We start from the raw sequence: 16,339 nt of genomic DNA, 5'->3' as shown, positions 1-16,339 counted from the left end.
GCCCTCATCAAAAGAGGGAAGCCCTTCAAAGCGGCAATGATTGCTCTGGCGAGAAAGATACTCATCACAGCCAATGCACTCCTCAGAGATAGTGTTCCATTCAATGCATAAACACAGTTGCCGCATCGCGCTGCGCTTGTGCGGGATGACATCAGAGGGGGGCTTGTGCCGGATGACGTCGGAGGGGATTGCTTGTGTGGGATGACATCGGTGGAGGTGGTGGCTCAGAAGGTGGGGTCGCCAATGAAAAACGGGCCTTGGAGGGCCCGTTTTTGTGTTTGTGGTGTGTCTGCGAGTTTTAGCTGGAGACCAAATTCCTCAGCACATAGTGGAGGATGCCGCCGGCTTTGATGTATTCCAGTTCGTCTTCGGTATCGATGCGGCAGAGGGCTTCTATGGTTTTCTTTGAGCCGTTAGCGAATTCGACCTGAATGTCGACCATCTGGCGGGGTTTGAGGTCTGCTACGCCGAGGATGGTTACTCGTTCAGTGCCGTCGATGCCGTGGGACTGCCAGCTTTCGCCTTCTTTAAACGTGAAGGGCAGGACGCCCATGCCGACGAGGTTGGAGCGGTGGATGCGCTCGAAGGATTGAGCGATCACAGCGCGGACGCCGAGCAGTTTGGTGCCTTTTGCCGCCCAGTCGCGGGAGGAGCCGGTGCCGTATTCCTTGCCAGCAAACACCACAAGCGGGGTGCCAGCCTCTTTGTATTCCATGCAGGCGTCGTAGATCCAGCGCTGCTTGCCATCCTTGGTGGTGTAGCCACCTTCCACGCCCGGCACCATCTGGTTTTTGATGCGGATGTTGCCGAAGGTGCCGCGCATCATGACTTCGTGGTTGCCACGGCGGGAGCCGTAGGAGTTGAAGTCTTTTGGCGCGATCTGATGAGATTCAAGGTACTGACCTGCCGGGCTGTCTGCCTTGATCGCTCCAGCTGGAGAGATGTGGTCGGTGGTGATGGAATCCAGGAACAGACCCATGACTGCCGCATCCTCAATATCGGTAAGGGGTGCTGGCTCCATGGTCATGCCTTCAAAGTAAGGCGGGTTTTGCACGTAGGTGGATGCTGGCGGCCAGCCGTAGGTCATGCCGCCTTCTACTTTGATGTTCTGCCAGTGCTCGTCGCCCTTGAACACATCGCCGTAACGCTCTTCAAACATCTCTTCCGTGATGGAGGAGCGGATGAGGTCGGTGATCTCTTCCGTGGTTGGCCACAGATCCTTCAGGTAGACGGGGTTGCCGTCGTGATCCTTGCCGAGCGGGTCATTGGCCACGTTGATGTTGAGCGAGCCTGCGATGGCGTAGGCGACAACCAGTGGCGGAGAGGCCAGATAGTTGGCGCGTACATCTGGATTGACGCGGCCTTCGAAGTTGCGGTTGCCCGACAGCACGGAGCACGCCACGAGGTCGTTGTCGTTGACGGACTTGGAGATTTCCGGCGGCAGTGGGCCTGAGTTACCAATACAGGTGGTGCAGCCGTAGCCGGTGAGGTTGAAGCCGAGGGCGTCGAGGTCTTCCTGAACGCCAGCTTTTTCCAGATAATCCGTCACCACCTGAGAGCCGGGCGCCAGTGAGGTTTTCACCCATGGCATGACCTTGAGGCCTTTGGCGCGGGCTTTGCGAGCCACCAGACCAGCGCCGATGAGAACGGACGGGTTGGAGGTGTTGGTGCAGCTTGTGATCGCGGCGATGACGACGTCGCCATTGCCAAGGTCATGGTCGCGGCCTTCCACCGTTGCGCGTTTGAACTCTTCGCCTGCCTTCTTGAATTCCTCCGCCATGGTTTTGGCAAAGCCTTCTGAGGCGTCAGCGAGGGAGATACGATCCTGCGGGCGCTTTGGTCCGGCGATGGATGGCACAACGGTGGAGATGTCCAGCTCAAGCGTATCGGTGAAGGTTGGCTCCGCGTGGGTGTCGCGGTACATGCCCTGCACCTTGGCGTATTCCTCCACCAGCGCGATACGGTGGGCGTCGCGGCCCGTGGACCTGAGGTACTTGAGGGTGTCGCTGTCTACCGGGAAGAAGCCACAGGTGGCGCCGTATTCCGGTGCCATGTTGGCAATGGTGGCGGCGTCTTCCAGCGAGAGGTTGTCGAGGCCGGGGCCGTAGAACTCTACAAACTTGCCAACAACGCCCTTCTTACGCAGCATTTCAACCACGGTGAGGACGAGGTCGGTCGCGGTGATGCCTTCTGCCATTTCTCCGGTGAGTTTGAAGCCGACGACTTCCGGGATCAGCATGGAGATCGGCTGGCCGAGCATGGCCGCTTCCGCCTCAATGCCGCCCACGCCCCAGCCGAGGACTGCAAGGCCGTTGACCATGGTGGTGTGGGAATCTGTGCCGACGAGGGTGTCTGGGTAAGCGACGGTTTCGCCGTTTTCTTCCTTCGTCCAGACGGTCTGGGCGAGGTATTCAAGGTTGACCTGGTGGCAGATGCCGGTGCCTGGAGGAACAGCGCGGAAGTTATCAAATGCGGACTGACCCCAGCGCAGGAACTCATAGCGCTCATTGTTGCGCTCGTACTCGCGTTCCACATTGAGCGCGAAGGCGGAAGTGGTGCCGAAATAGTCCACCATGACGGAGTGATCGATGACGAGGTCAACGGGCACCAGCGGGTTCACCTTTTTCGGATCACCGCCGAGGCTGACGGCAGCGTCGCGCATGGCGGCAAGGTCAACAACAGCGGGAACACCGGTGAAGTCCTGCATGAGCACACGGGCAGGGCGGTAGGCTATTTCGTGGGTGGAAGTGCGGGTGGTGAGCCATTCTGCAACGGCGCGGATGTCGTCCGCTGTGACGGTGCGGCCATCTTCAAAACGCAGAAGGTTCTCTAAAACCACCTTCAGAGAGAAAGGCAGCTGGGAGACGCCCTTAAGGCCGTTCTTTTCTGCTTCGGGAATGGAAAAATAAGTATAAGACTTGCCGCCGACTTGCAGCGTTTGTTTGGCTTTAAAACTGTCTAGAGATTGTGTCATTCGGCGATCTCCTTATTTCGTTTCCCGCTGTGAACAGGAAACGGAGCTTTGAGCTGGCGAACCTCTCCGATATATCTCGGAGTTTGGTGGTTCGCCGTCATGGCGTTGGCTTGATCATTTAACAAATGCATTAAAAGCGCTTCTTGAAATTCAATCAGCTTATAGTTGTCGTCCCTATAGCGTCTTTCTGACGCAGGTTCCAGCTGAACCGCAGCGGAAGGCTAATAATTTACCTAGGGTGAGATTAGGCCGGAACGGGGCGCCCGATCAAGCGGGTTTGGGTTTGTATGAATCATATTATATACAACGGTATACAATGTGTCTAGCCTGTGATTTGACCCTTTGTGGCTTTAAAGGCTCGGAAGGGGATTATCGGTAGGATGCTTCTGGTTCACCTAAGAATAATCGCCGGAAGTGGCGAAAAAGTGCGCAGAGAATAGCTGAAAACAACAGAAAGGTGTTTCCCATGAAATCTGCAGTTTTGGTTGGTGCTTGTTGTCTGGTGTTGGGCGGATATGTCGTCAGCGCCCTGGCCCAGGAGAATGGAGAGGCTTATTCGAACACCGAGGTTTTGCTGGATAAGAGCGAGACGACGATTACAAAGCAGCCTTTGTTCTATCCGACTGGTCGGCAGGCTCAGGTGACATCGCTCATCATTACGCTGGCACCTGGAGAGGCTGTTAAAGAGCACATGCATCCCATTCCTCTTTACGGATATATACTTGATGGTGAGCTGACGATCACCTATGAGAAAGAGGCTCCTCTGACCTTTAAAAAGGGGGAGGCGTTTATTGAGGCCGTTAATACCTGGCACTACGGTAAGAATACCGGAACAGAGCCAACGCGAATTCTAGCTGTGTTTATGGGAGCGAAGGATTTGCCGAATGTGATACGGCCTCCTGAATAAAGTGGTTTGCGCAAAGACGGGATCATGCAAACTGCTTTAATTCTTTGTTGGAGCGTATCTTATCCGGAAATCGGATCCACTTTCGGGATACGCCGTCAGTTTGGTAAGCAGTGTGAGCTGCTGTGGTGGTTTCGGGCGCGATGAACCAATTGAAGTTAGTCTGTCAGGGTGTTGCATGTGATCGCGGTGGACGCAGAGTTTTGAACCATGTCGACTTTGAAGTTGGTTCAAGCGAAGCTCTGATTGTTCAGGGTCCCAATGGTGTCGGCAAATCCAGTCTGCTGCGCGTGATTGCAGGACTGGTTGCAAAAGCGAACGGCACGATTGAGCTGGAAGGTGGCATGCCCGAGCGCTCCGTTGCCGAGCATTCACACTATTTCGGGCATCTTGATGCATTGAAGCCGTTGCAATCCGTCCTTGAAAACCTAAGTTTCTGGCGTGATTTCTTTGAGCCTGCTGCTTTTGGTGGCGGCAAAGTGCGTGAGAGCATGAGCGAGCTGGAAGCGCTGGATACTCTTGGTATCGCGCATACTGCCAGTTTGCCAGCAGGGTACTTGAGTGCCGGACAGCGCCGACGCCTTTCTGTGGCGCGCTTGCTGGTGGTGCCGCGTCCAATCTGGTTGCTTGATGAGCCGACATCCGCGCTTGATAAAGCCTCTGAAGAAGTGTTGCTGGGGTTGATTGCCGATCACATCCACGCTGGTGGCCTTGTGATTGCTGCGACGCACCTGCCGCTCAACCTGCCAAACACCAAGTTCCTCAATCTGTCGCCTGTGACGACCGAGAGTGAGCATATGTTTGCCGGAGCGGATCTGGACGATTATTTCGACGAAGACGAGCAGGACGAGGGCTGATCATGAGTTGGATGAAGAGTCTTTTTGTTCGTGAATACCAACTGGCGAACCGCGTTGGTGGTGGTGCGCTGATCGGTGTTCTGTTCTTTCTGGCTGTGGTGACGATCTTTCCGTTCGGTGTCGGCCCCGACATGATCCTGCTGTCCCGCATTGGTGCTGCTATCCTCTGGATTGGCGCATTGCTGTCAACTTTGCTGGGGTTGGATCGCCTGTTTCAGGCTGATCGCGAGGATGGAAGTCTCGAACTTCTGGTGATGTCCGGGCGTTCGCTTGAGCTGGTTGTGTTGATTAAATGTGCTGCCCATTGGGCGGCGACGGGTTTGCCGCTGGTGTTGGCGACGCCGGTTTTGTCTTTGTTTGTGGGTCTGGATTTCCAGAGCATCGTTCTGGTGACCCTGACCTTGCTTGTTGGCGCCCCCGCATTGACGCTTGTTGGTGCGGTTGGTGCTGGTGTTACCGTGTCCATGCGGCGGGGTGGGGTGTTGCTCTCCATTCTGGTTATTCCGCTGGCAATTCCAATCCTGATCTTTGGTGTGAGTGCCGCGACAGCGGGAGCGATCGACTCCAATAACTTCCTCGTTCCGTTCCTGTTTTTGTGCGCCCTGACACTTTTTGGTCTTGTTGTTGGACCTCTTGCAGCAGCTGCAGCGCTTCGCGTTTCTGGTGACTGATGACGGCAGCCGTGAGGCTGCTGAAATTGCCAGAAGCGTTAAGTCTATGTAAAATCGTCTAAAATGGGTGAAATCCCGAAGAAGTGAAGCGTCAAATTGCGCGTAATCAATGACTGTGATGGGTCCGTGACACTATGTACACATTGATGCTTCGTCATTCTCAGTTTAGAACGGCTCTATGACCTTATACGATCTTGCAAACCCAACCCGGTTCCTGAAGCTTGTGAAAGCTGTGCTTCCCTGGCTTATCGTTGCGACGGTCGCTGCGCTTGCAGTTGGCTTGTACTTCGCGTTTTTTGTTGCGCCTGAAGATTATCAGCAAGGCCAGACAGTGCGCATTATGTTTGTGCATGTCCCTGCTGCCCAGCTTGCATTAATGTGTTATGCAATGATGGCACTTTCTTCGATTGGTTCTCTGGTCTGGAAGCATCCGCTAGCTGATGTTTCAGCCAAGGCGTCTGCACCTATTGGTGCTGCATTCACATTCCTGGCTCTGTTTTCTGGCGCTGTCTGGGGCAAGCCAATGTGGGGCACCTTTTGGGTCTGGGACGCAAGATTGACCTCCTTCCTTGTGCTGCTGATTATGTATCTTGGCATTATCGCGCTGTGGAAGGCGATTGAAGATCCTATCAAAGCTGCAAAAGTAAATGCGATTATCACGTTGGTTGGCGTGATCAACGTCATCATCATCAAGTTTTCCGTTGAGTGGTGGAACACACTGCACCAGCCGCCGAGCATTATTCGTGCTGACGGCCCTGCCATTCACTCTTCCATTCTTATCCCGCTTGGTTTGATGGCTTTGGCTTTTGTGCTTTTGTTTGTGACTTTGCATCTGATGAGCATGCGTAACGAGATTATGCGCCGTCGGATCAGAGCAATGCGGATGCGTGCAGCATCTGTTGCTCCGGCTGCGTCCAGCAGCACGGTCACGAAAGCAGCTCCTGCTGGTGCGAGGTAAGGACAATGGATTTTTCAGAGTTTGGTCGTCACGCTGAATATGTGATTGCTGCTTATGCGATGGCTGCACTTGTTATTGCTGTGCTGATTGTCTGGGTGCGCTCAGACAAAACTCAGCTGGACAAAGAGATGCAGGCGTTGGAAGCAAGCGGTATTCGTCGTCGTTCCACACGCCGCGCTGGTCCTTCTGTCAGCCAGGTGGTCTCTGCAGGTTCTGATGAAAAGAGTGAGAGCTAACAGGAATGGCTAGTGAAATGGACGAGGAAAAGAAATCAGGCATTTCTCCGCTGTTTCTTCTTCCGCTGATTGTTTTTGGTGCTCTTGCGGTTCTGATGGGTTTCATGATGCTGTCAGGCCATGACTCTAAAGAACTGCCATCTGCCTTGATTAATAAGCCGGCACCTGAGTTTTCGCTTCCTCCCGTTAAAGGGCTGGAGCGTGATGGGCAGCAGGTTCCCGGGTTCCAGCGCAGTGATCTGCTTGGTCAGGTGACTGTGGTGAACATCTTTGCATCCTGGTGTGCGCCTTGCCGTGCAGAACACAAATACTTGATGGATCTTGCCAAGGATGATCGTTTTGAGATTGCTGGTCTGAACTACAAGGACACGGATGTTAAGGCGAACCGGTTCCTTGCTGAGCTGGGCAATCCTTATGATCGCGTTGGTTTTGACACTGGCCGGGCTGGCATTGAATGGGGCGTTTACGGGGTTCCTGAGACGTTCATCGTCGATGAGAAGGCTCAGATCCGCTATAAGTTTATCGGACCTTTGAGTGCCGCCAGTTATCGTGATGTCTTCTTACCAGAGCTTGAAAAAGTGCTGACTGAGTCCAAATAGAAGCAGTGCCCCTGATGCCTTCGGTTTTCAGGGGCTCACTGTGATGTGATTCTACAGTTATCTGGTTATTGTTTAGGTTAGCGCTGCATCAGCGATGACTTGAACAATTGCGAAGGGCCGAAATGCGGTGGTTTTCTGTAAATAGATTGACGGGTGTTATTCTCGCAGCGGGAATTGGTTTTGCGACCTCTCTCTCAGCTCAGGCGGAAACACCAAAGGCTGTGGTTGAGCTGTTTACCAGCCAGGGCTGCTCGTCATGTCCACCTGCGGACCAGTTTCTGGAGGAGCTTGTCTCAGACCAGAAGGATGTGGTCACCCTCTCTTACCACGTAGATTATTGGGATTACTTTGGCTGGAAGGACACTTTGGGTTCTCCCGTGTTCACTCAGCGTCAGAAGGATTATGCCAAGAGCCGTGGTGATGCGCAGATCTATACGCCTCAGGTTGTTGTGAATGGCCGGGGGCATATGGTTGGCAGTGATCGTGGTTCTGTGAAGAACGCGATCCGCAAATCTTCTGGCATGAGCGTTCAGGTTGAGGCGATGCTTGATGACAATGCGCTTGAAGTTCAGCTCTCTGGTTCTTTGAAGCAGCCAGATAAAAAGGCTGACGTTTATCTTCTTGGAATTGACAAGGAAGCGGTTGTAGAAATCCAGCGCGGTGAAAACGCTGGTACAACGCAGACTTATAAGAACGTGGTGCGCAGCATCATGCCGATTGGCATGTGGTCTGGTACCGCTGAAGTGTTCCGTTTGCCACGGACCGCTTTGAAGATGTTCGATTCCAAGAACTGGGCTGTTTTGGTTCAGACAAACTCCGGTGAGATGCCAGGCGAAATCATTGGTGCAGCTTTTTACGACAAGTAGAATTGGCCGATAAATTGCGAGTGATTTTCATTTGCAAACATTGAGTGCAAATAAGCATAAAAACTGGCTGTTTGACCCTGTTCCATTGTTTAATATGCCACTGAAACCTGATAGAGGACGATAACTTTCTAAGCAGTCGTCGAGTTTGAATTAGGGTGGATGTGGCACATGGACCAGAGCATGCGCTTTGCGCTGGGCAGCATCGTCATTGGCATACTGGTATTTACTCTTAAATACTTTGCCTTTGCGTTGACTGGCTCCATTGCGTTTTATTCTGACGCTCTTGAAACCTCCATCAATATTGCCAGTGCTTCTGCTGCTGCCGGTGCTTTATATCTGGCGCGCAAACCTGCTGATCAGAACCATCCCTATGGGCACTACAAGGCAGAGTATTTTGCTGCTGTTCTTGAGGGTGTTCTAATTGTTCTGGCGGCAATCCTGATCCTGCGCAAAGCCTATATGGGTTTGACTGAGCCGTATGAGCTTGAGGTCAATTTTCAGGGTATCGCGCTGAACTTCCTGTCTTCCGTCATCAATCTGTTCTGGGCAATGGCCTTGATGCGCATTGGTAAGGCACATCGCTCACCTGCGCTGCAGGCGGATGCCCGGCATATTATGACGGATGTTTATACATCTCTCGGTGTGTTTGTTGGTATCGCTGCTGTGTGGGCAACAGGCTGGCAGATGTTTGATCCGATCCTTGCGGGGATTGTTGCGGTCAACATCATGTGGTCCGGTTGGAAGCTGGTGCGTGAATCTGTTGGTGGCCTGATGGATGAGGCGGCTCCTGAAGAGGAGCAGGAGGAAATCCGGGCGTTGATCTCCAAGTTTGGAGATGGTGCGCTGGAGGCTCATGATTTGCGGACCCGCCATGCTGGACATGTGACGTTTGTTGATTTTCATCTGGTTGTGCCGGGTGAGATGAGCGTTCTGGATGCCCATGCGATTTGCGATCGTATTGAGGAAGGCATCGCAGAAAAGATGCCGGGCGCACGTGTGACCATCCATGTTGAGCCGGAAAATCACGCCAAGCATTCAGGAATTGTGGTTTTATAGGTACTTAGAGAGCTTGAAACCTGGACTGCGTAGTTCTACGGTGTTTCCGTTGTTGCTGCGTTCTGTTGGTCTGGCTGCCTTTTGCCTTCTCTCTGGAACGATCCTTTAAAGCAGTTTGCCCGGAAACGGGGCCACTCCTACTGCTTTCAGTATTGTTGATTGCGTCTTTGTCTTCGAAAACCATGCTTCGTGGTGGGGGACTGCGCTTCGTTTCTGAGATGAATATGCCCCGCAAACATTTCTTTGATCATCTTATTCTGCTTATCGGCGTGTTTTTGATCGTCGGGCCGGTGATCGTGATCGCTTTCTCTTCAACGCACTCTGGCGCTACGCTTGGTCAGGATGGCCTTCAGTTTCTGCCGGGGCCATATGGGGTGGAGGTGTATAGCCGAGCGCTGTTTGAAGGGCGTGGGTTTACTGGCGGTGTCACTGGCATAACCATGGCGTTGAACTCGCTCTATCTGGCCGCCGGGTTTGCGCTGGCGAAAGTGGCTGTTTCTCTGTTGGCGGCGTATGCGCTGGTGTTCTTTCGGGTGCGCTTTGGGACGTTCTTTTTCTGGGTGATCCTTTGCAGTTTGCTGCTGCCTCTGGAATCCCGGTTTCTGCCGACATATGCTGTGACCAGCAAGCTGGGGCTCGTGAACTCCTATCCGGGTTTGATGTTGCCGCTGTTGGCTTCTGCGGTTGGGACATTCTTCTTCCGCCAGTTTTTTCTGGGGGTGCCGACTGAGCTTTCTGAGGCTGCGCGGATTGATGGGGCAGGGCCGATCAAGTTTCTAAAAGACGTTCTGGTGCCTGCGTCTGCGCCGATGATTGCGGCGCTCGGCCTGCTGATGTTTGTGCAGGGATGGAACCAGTATCTGTGGCCTGTGATGGTTTCCAGTGAGGAGACCAGAATGACATTGGTGCAGGGGCTTAGCTTGGTCGGGCGCACAAGCCCGCAAGGTTTGGCGCTTGCTGTGTTGGCCATGTTACCGCCGATCCTGCTTGTGGTTTTCTGTCAGAAAGCCTTTGTGAAAGGGCTGACTGACGGGCGTCAGTGATCACTGAGAAATCTCAAAGAGACCATAATTTCTGTCTTCTTTGAGACAGCGCCGCCTTGCGACCTTGCTATTTCTGTTTGGGTTACAGGTATCTTGAGAGCTTTGCTCCAGATGCGTCTCACGGAAGAAGGTCTCGGAATGATAATGCGTGGTTTCAAAGCACTTGCTGTTGCTGCTTCAATCGGTTTTGTCGGGTTGGTCTCTCAAAGCCCTGCTTATGCATGGGGTGAGTTGAGCTGCTCGGATCTGAATGCGACGATTTCGGACATCGATGATATTTCCGACGAAGTCTTCTTTGAGGGTAGCGTTCGTGCAGGCTCAAGTGCTGATGGCGTTCTGGGTCACCTGATTGATGTGGGTCGCTTGCTGAGCGAGCTGGAGGGTGATGGTAAGCTGGACCGCGCGGTTGACCGGCTTGAAGATGCGTGGATCGATGAGGACTGGAGCGGCTACTCCTTTGCTCTGGATGATATCGCAGATCGTCTGGACTACTTTTACTATCGCGACTGCTGAGCAAGTGCCTCAGCTTTCGAGCGATGCGACCAAGTCCGGCCATGTGCCGGGCTTTTTTGTGATCTGCCTCGTGATCTCAAGATGCGGCGCTGAAGTAGTCTTCTCGCAGCAGCGCGGTACCGTCTGATTGCAGAACCCAGAGTTCTTTGGAGATGTTGCCGTGGGCTTTGTTCATCTTCCAGTCAGCAGAAAGGATTGCGGAGCTTTCACCTGATGCGACGATTTTGGGGTTGATGTACTCGATTTTTGAGAAGCCTTCCCGAATGAGCATTTGCCAGAACTCGAGAATTTCGGCTCGTCCGTGATAGGTGCCAAACGGTTTGGCCTCCATAACAGCGTTTGCCTCATAGCAGTTGGCACAAGCTTGAGCATCACCCGCATTGAACGCGTTCTGCCACTTCTGGCTGGCCTCTTTAACTGCTGCTTCCAACTCACTGTTCATCATTGGACTCCAAAGCTCGGGCGCTTGCGCCTCTTTGTTTGGACGTAGGATGAAGAGCGAATCTTGATTAGAAATGGACGTATATGGCATTCCTGAAAGTACCACCTATGAAAGGTGAAGTCCGTCTTTCAAATGTGGTAGGCGGATTTGAACCGACTAGTAAGCTGGGGTATCAACATTCCTAAGCTTTTGGGTTGCTTTGATTTTGTAGTATTTAGCGTTTGAACACAGAGCTATCTATTGAGAGAAAATGATAGACTGGCAAATGCTGCCATAGAAAAAGCCCGGCGGTGGTTGCCGGGCTTTGTGATTTCATCTTTTAGTTCTGGGAGAGTGTTTTGATCCTCCCAGAATTGGTGCGAACTCAGAGGCGCTGGGAGCCGGTTCCGAATTCTGGATAGGCTTCTACACCAATTTCAGCTTTGTCGAGGCCCATGGCTTCATCTTCTTCTGTAACACGCAGGCCGACCACCAGCTGGATTGCGTACCAGACAATGGTGGAGGCCACGAAGGTGAAGATGCCGACGGCTGCAACACCGATGAACTGAGTGACGTAAGATGCGTCAGAGTTGGACAACGGCACGATGAGCGTTCCCCAGATGCCAGCCAGCAGGTGAACCGGGATTGCGCCAACCACATCATCGATCTTCAACTTGTCGAGCATTGGCACTGCGAAGACGACAATTGCGCCACCAACGCCGCCGATGATGACAGACTGGAGCACGCTTGGAGCCAGTGGTTCAGCGGTAATGGAAACAAGACCAGCCAATGCACCGTTCAGAGCCATTGTAACATCGACCTTCTTGTAGAGGGCCTGTGTCAGGGCAATTGCGGTGACCACGCCGCCCGCAGCAGCCATGTTGGTGTTTGCGAAGATGCGGGAGATGTCTGTAACGTCACCAATGGTGCCCATTGCGAGCTGGGATGCGCCGTTGAAGCCGAACCAGCCGAGCCACAGAATGAAGGTGCCCAGAGTTGCCAGTGGCATAGAGGAACCCGGCATGACATAGACCTGACCGTTTTTGCCGTACTTGCCTTTACGCGCGCCGAGGATGATTGCGCCGGAAAGAGCTGCCCAGCCACCAACGGAGTGGACGAGAGTGGAACCAGCAAAGTCAGCAAAACCCATTTCTGAGAGCCAGCCAGCGCCCCACTGCCAGGAGCCAGTGATTGGGTAAAGAACGCCTGTGAGGATGACAACGAAGATCAGGAAAGCCCAGAGCTTGATGCGCTCTGCCATGGTGCCCGACACGATGGAGGCTGTGGTTGCACAGAAGACCATCTGAAAGAACCAATCGGACGCTGTCGAGTAACCTGCGTCCAGTGCGTCGCCGCCGACAGGGTCAAAGGAGTATGGGCCAAAGGAACCCATGAAGCCGCCGTCAACGCCGGTGTACATGAGGTTGTAGCCGGTGATCCAGAACATCAGACCAGCGATGGAGTACAGAGCGATGTTCTTGAGGCACTGCATGGAGACGTTTTTGGTGCGGACGAGGCCAGCTTCAAGCATGGCGAAGCCTGCAGCCATCCACATCACCAGAAAGCCGCCAATCAGGAAGAGCAGGGTGTTGAAGATGTAAGCGGTGTCGACAGCTAAGGCATACTTTTCTTCTGCCATGACTGGACCTGCGGAAAGTGCCAGGAGTGAGCCTGCGGCAACAAGGGTGGAGGTGCGTTTCATATTCTCTGTCCCCTTCATTTCATTATATTGCTTCTGCGTCGGCTTCGCCGGTGCGAATGCGGACGACCTGATCAATGGAGTAGACGAAGATTTTGCCGTCACCGATCTGGCCGGTCTTCGCTGCGCTACCAATGGCTTCGACAACTTTGTCTGCCATGTCTGCTGCAACTGCGACTTCGACCTTTAGTTTTGGGAGGAAGGTGACGGCGTATTCTGTGCCGCGGTAGATTTCGGTGTGCCCCTTCTGCCGGCCATAGCCTTTGACTTCGGTTACCGTGAGCCCCTGGATGCCTAAAGTGGTGAGTGCGTCGCGCACTTCATCCAACTTAAAGGGCTTGATGATTGCCATAATGATTTTCATGTCAGATTCCCGTTCCCCTCTCTCATCGATTGCGCCGTAAAGAGTTCTGGAGACCTCTTCAGGACCGGGAAAGTGCCAGTTATCTGGTCGTTCTCAGAATGCCCGGTCGGCACGCTTGCCCTCTCTCTTTCAAGGAGCGTGCCAGTTTTGAGAAATATCGATTTTTGTGTAGATTCCGGAGGATGGAGGCGTTGGAATAAACTTGAAAATTCAGCGGCTTGATTGAAATTAAATTTTCTTGTTGTGCCGTTGAAGTAGCTGGGAGGCGCAGAATATGTCTGTCAATAAAATAGGCAGAGCCATAATTTGACTCTGCCTATTTTGTAATCACGTCTGATGCGTGGTTAATTTTTGATCAACTTGCTTATGCTCTGAAACCACCAGAGGCGAGGAACTCAACTTCTTCTGGTGTTGAGGTCCGGTCGAGCACTTCGTTGCGGTGAGGAAAGCGGCCAAACCGGCGGATCACGTCCATATGGATCAGCGCGTAATGGTAGGTGTCCTGATCGCCAAGACCGCGGAACAGGTCTACGCTCAAATCCTGCATGTCCATCTCTTCAGAATGCTCAAATGGCAGGAAGAAGAACATGCGATAGCCCATAGGAAAGGCGGTATGGAAGTTCTTGTTCAATGACTCAAGAGCGACTTTTACAGCTTTGGGGTCGGATGCAAATGCTTTTGAGGTGCTGCGGTAGATGTTGCGCGGGAATTGATCGAGCAGCAAAAGGAGGGCCAAAGTGCCGTGAGGCGTCGCTGTCCAGTTGTCGTAATCTCCGCGATTGGCGGCTTCTACGTCGGCTTCAAAGTTCTCACGAATTTCCTGATCGAACGCTTCGCCGCCGTTGAACCATTTGGGGCCGCCTGCCGTCCACCAGAAGTCCAGAATCTCAAGCGCTTTGCTGGTCTCTGTTTTTCCGTCCAGTTCCATCGTCGCCATGGTCTACTCCCCAATATTCACTTTACTGTTGCGCAAAGTTCCGTTAGCCCAGCATCAAACACAGTGCCACACTCGAGTACCTGGTGAAACATTGGTGGAAGATTCAAATATTCTGGACCTGAGAGGTCTCAACTGCCCACTGCCGGTGATGAAGACGCGCAAGCATCTTAAGCGTATGGCAAAAGGCGAGCAGCTTGTTGTGAAAGCTACTGATCCAATGTCTGCAATCGATATTCCACATATGTGCCAGCAAGACGGCCATGTGCTGATTGAGAATAAGATGGTAGGTGACGTGCGTCAGTTCAAGATTGAATGCTGACTGCACTCTTCCTATAGGGGATTAAGCGTCGCAAAGCCTGTCCAGTTTGCGGGCAAGCTTGAAATCCAGCTCGGTCAGCCCACCTGCATCATGGGTGGTAAGTAACACATCCACTTTGTTGTAGGTGTTCGTCCATGTAGGATGGTGGTTCATCTTTTCTGCCAGAATTGCAGCGCTGGCCATGAAGCCAAATGCGCGTGCAAAGGACCGGAAGGTGAATGTGCGTTCTATCGCGTTGCCATCTTCAGACAAGGTCCAATGCGGTAATTCTGCGAGGGCAAATTCTTTTGCGGTAGAGGTCAACAGCTCGGGCACAAGACCACCTTTGGTTTTGTTGCAAGGGGTGTCTCAGATTTAGTAGGTTTTTCTGACTCGCAAAATCCATGGATATTTGAGTAGATCCGCACGAAAGTCTGGAGCAAAGATTTCGGCTGGGTTAAATATTCGGGCAGTCAGATTTGGAGGGAGCAGTGGTCTTGTTGCAGCGTCGTGTACTGTTTGTGTGTCTTGGCAATATTTGTCGTAGCCCATTGGCAGAGGGTGTCTTCCGTCATCATGTCAAACAAGCTGGGCTGGAAGAGCAGATTTACGTGGATTCCGCGGGAACTGCGAATTGGCATAGTGGCAAAAAACCGGATATCCGCAGCATCCAGACAGCGCAGAAGCATGGTGTCGACATTTCTAAACAGGAAGCGCGCCAGCTGATTGATGAGGACTTTGAGAAGTTTCACTACATCATCGCGATGGATGCCAGCAACCTAACGAATATTCAGTCTAAAGCGCCGTATCTGCATACAGCAAATGTGCGCTTGCTGCTTCAGGATGAGCAGAAGGATGTGCCGGATCCGTATTACGGAGCGAATGAGGGCTTTGATGAAGTCTACGATCTGGTGAGCAACGGGACTTACAATCTGCTTCAGGAGATTCGTGAGGAGATGGAGCCGACCGAGATCTAGGCTCTTTGCAAGACATTGAAGAAAAGCTCCGCAGTTGGTTGCGGAGCTTTTTTGTATCTGGGGCAGGCTATTTGAATTTGCCTAGGAAGCTTTTGCTGCTTCGTGCGCACCAGCATGCAGTGCGACCAAGTTTGGCACGTAGCCAGTTACCACCCTTGGTGAAGGAGGTGTCCAGGTTAGCTGGCTGAGCCCATGTTGGCGTGCGCTGGTACAGGTAGTGATAGACACCCATAATTACGAGCATGGTGATGCCCCAAGAGAGCAGGGTGTCTGAAAAGAAGTGCCCGCCGAAAGCCACACGGTTGGCGGAAAGGAAAAAGACCAATGCCCCGATTGCTGTTGCCAGCGGAATGCGCCAGGCTTTGGGGGCTATAAAAACCAGCACGAACAACCAGATGGATGCTGATGCCTCACCGGATACAAACGAGCAGTTACTATCACAATGGTTAGTAGGTTGCCACACGCCGATGAAGGGCAGGTCTCCGCCGAAGATTTCCGTTTCGCGCGGGCGTGGGCGGCCCCACAGGTTCTTGAAGAACGCGTTGACGACGAGGCCCGGTCCGAGAATGAGCGTGGATACGACGAAGATCGGGTGGCGGAGATCCATCAGTGCTTTGATCTTTGGAAACGCGAGCTTGAAGAGCATCACAAATAAAGACAAGCCTGCGACCCACTGGAAGACGTAGACGCCGAAGTATCGTACACCGCGCCAGAACGGGTCTTTTGAAACAGGGAAACTGCCTTCGCCATCATAAAAGAAGTTGGAGGCCCAGATATCCAGCCTCGGGAAAATCAGGAAGATTGCTGAGACGATAAGGATATATGTCAGGATTGCCGTGAACGGGCGTTCACCGCAGAAACTAATGATTTTTCTTAGGATTGAAGTGTTCGAGCCGTCTTTTGCCACGGGAATTCCTGAGTTCGCTCTTTTGAGTTACAAGGCGGTATACTTGTTTTTGGAGGTTG

The 16,339-nt window shown here is 52.9% G+C and carries 19 protein-coding genes; 12 read left to right on the top strand and 7 right to left on the bottom strand.

The window, feature by feature from the left end:
* Positions 1–298: 298 nt before the first annotated feature.
* On the bottom strand, positions 299–2,974 hold the full coding sequence (gene acnA, locus PsAD46_RS01045) for an aconitate hydratase AcnA (protein WP_063305965.1): 2,676 nt from the start codon (positions 2,972–2,974) through the stop codon (positions 299–301).
* A 466-nt stretch (positions 2,975–3,440) separates the two neighbouring features.
* Here acnA and PsAD46_RS01040 point away from each other — a divergent pair, with 466 nt between their 5' ends.
* From PsAD46_RS01040 to PsAD46_RS00990, 10 genes are all read left to right on the top strand, one after another.
* Positions 3,441–3,881, top strand: a complete 441-nt coding sequence (locus PsAD46_RS01040; protein WP_063305964.1) for a cupin domain-containing protein — start codon at positions 3,441–3,443, stop codon at positions 3,879–3,881.
* A 140-nt stretch (positions 3,882–4,021) separates the two neighbouring features.
* Positions 4,022–4,735: a heme ABC exporter ATP-binding protein CcmA gene (gene ccmA / locus PsAD46_RS01035; protein ID WP_082597031.1), complete on the top strand. Its 714-nt coding sequence runs from the start codon at positions 4,022–4,024 to the stop codon at positions 4,733–4,735.
* Between the two features lie 11 nt (positions 4,736–4,746).
* Entirely contained in the window at positions 4,747–5,406 is a 660-nt protein-coding gene (gene ccmB, locus PsAD46_RS01030) for a heme exporter protein CcmB (protein ID WP_181951980.1), read from the top strand.
* A gap of 178 nt (positions 5,407–5,584) precedes the next feature.
* Entirely contained in the window at positions 5,585–6,364 is a 780-nt protein-coding gene (locus tag PsAD46_RS01025; protein WP_057464678.1) for a heme ABC transporter permease, read from the top strand.
* Positions 6,365–6,369: 5 nt separating this feature from the next.
* Complete coding sequence (gene ccmD / locus PsAD46_RS01020) at positions 6,370–6,600, top strand: heme exporter protein CcmD (RefSeq protein WP_057464679.1); 231 nt, start codon at positions 6,370–6,372, stop codon at positions 6,598–6,600.
* Positions 6,601–6,605: 5 nt separating this feature from the next.
* Positions 6,606–7,199: a DsbE family thiol:disulfide interchange protein gene (locus tag PsAD46_RS01015; RefSeq protein ID WP_063291271.1), complete on the top strand. Its 594-nt coding sequence runs from the start codon at positions 6,606–6,608 to the stop codon at positions 7,197–7,199.
* Between the two features lie 122 nt (positions 7,200–7,321).
* Complete coding sequence (locus tag PsAD46_RS01010) at positions 7,322–8,065, top strand: DUF1223 domain-containing protein (protein ID WP_057464681.1); 744 nt, start codon at positions 7,322–7,324, stop codon at positions 8,063–8,065.
* A 168-nt stretch (positions 8,066–8,233) separates the two neighbouring features.
* The gene (locus tag PsAD46_RS01005) at positions 8,234–9,121 is read left to right on the top strand and encodes a cation diffusion facilitator family transporter (protein WP_063291307.1); all 888 of its coding nucleotides are present in this window, start codon (positions 8,234–8,236) and stop codon (positions 9,119–9,121) included.
* 224 nt (positions 9,122–9,345) lie between these two features.
* Positions 9,346–10,164, top strand: coding sequence for an ABC transporter permease subunit (locus PsAD46_RS00995; RefSeq protein ID WP_063291308.1), 819 nt, complete (start codon positions 9,346–9,348; stop codon positions 10,162–10,164).
* Positions 10,165–10,308: 144 nt separating this feature from the next.
* On the top strand, positions 10,309–10,677 hold the full coding sequence (locus PsAD46_RS00990) for a hypothetical protein (protein WP_208981601.1): 369 nt from the start codon (positions 10,309–10,311) through the stop codon (positions 10,675–10,677).
* 76 nt (positions 10,678–10,753) lie between these two features.
* On the opposite strand, the gene PsAD46_RS00985 is transcribed toward PsAD46_RS00990, so the two are convergent.
* The 4 genes from PsAD46_RS00985 to PsAD46_RS00970 form a co-directional block, all read right to left on the bottom strand.
* A complete protein-coding gene (locus tag PsAD46_RS00985) occupies positions 10,754–11,119 on the bottom strand; it encodes a nuclear transport factor 2 family protein (RefSeq protein ID WP_063291309.1) in 366 nt (121 codons plus the stop codon).
* Between the two features lie 364 nt (positions 11,120–11,483).
* A complete protein-coding gene (locus PsAD46_RS00980) occupies positions 11,484–12,800 on the bottom strand; it encodes an ammonium transporter (RefSeq protein WP_063291273.1) in 1,317 nt (438 codons plus the stop codon).
* 22 nt (positions 12,801–12,822) lie between these two features.
* Positions 12,823–13,161: a P-II family nitrogen regulator gene (locus tag PsAD46_RS00975; RefSeq protein ID WP_063291274.1), complete on the bottom strand. Its 339-nt coding sequence runs from the start codon at positions 13,159–13,161 to the stop codon at positions 12,823–12,825.
* A gap of 364 nt (positions 13,162–13,525) precedes the next feature.
* Entirely contained in the window at positions 13,526–14,098 is a 573-nt protein-coding gene (locus PsAD46_RS00970) for a DUF924 family protein (protein ID WP_063305963.1), read from the bottom strand.
* 94 nt (positions 14,099–14,192) lie between these two features.
* Here PsAD46_RS00970 and PsAD46_RS28505 point away from each other — a divergent pair, with 94 nt between their 5' ends.
* Positions 14,193–14,417 (top strand): sulfurtransferase TusA family protein, encoded by a 225-nt coding sequence (locus PsAD46_RS28505; RefSeq protein ID WP_057464685.1) that lies wholly within the window; start codon positions 14,193–14,195, stop codon positions 14,415–14,417.
* A gap of 21 nt (positions 14,418–14,438) precedes the next feature.
* Here the strand turns inward: PsAD46_RS28505 and PsAD46_RS00960 are convergent, their stop codons facing one another.
* Complete coding sequence (locus PsAD46_RS00960; protein WP_063286159.1) at positions 14,439–14,732, bottom strand: 4a-hydroxytetrahydrobiopterin dehydratase; 294 nt, start codon at positions 14,730–14,732, stop codon at positions 14,439–14,441.
* Between the two features lie 155 nt (positions 14,733–14,887).
* Between PsAD46_RS00960 and PsAD46_RS00955 the strand changes: the two genes are divergently transcribed.
* Positions 14,888–15,373, top strand: a complete 486-nt coding sequence (locus PsAD46_RS00955) for a low molecular weight protein-tyrosine-phosphatase (RefSeq protein WP_057464687.1) — start codon at positions 14,888–14,890, stop codon at positions 15,371–15,373.
* 67 nt (positions 15,374–15,440) lie between these two features.
* Here PsAD46_RS00955 and PsAD46_RS00950 read toward each other — a convergent pair whose 3' ends face one another.
* On the bottom strand, positions 15,441–16,280 hold the full coding sequence (locus PsAD46_RS00950; RefSeq protein ID WP_063305962.1) for a phosphatase PAP2 family protein: 840 nt from the start codon (positions 16,278–16,280) through the stop codon (positions 15,441–15,443).
* Positions 16,281–16,339: the final 59 nt, after the last annotated feature.

This window comes from Pseudovibrio sp. Ad46 (assembly GCF_001623065.1).
Taxonomy (GTDB): domain Bacteria; phylum Pseudomonadota; class Alphaproteobacteria; order Rhizobiales; family Stappiaceae; genus Pseudovibrio.
The sequence above is the reverse complement of the archived record's forward strand: the minus strand, read 5'-3'. Positions and strand labels throughout refer to the sequence as shown.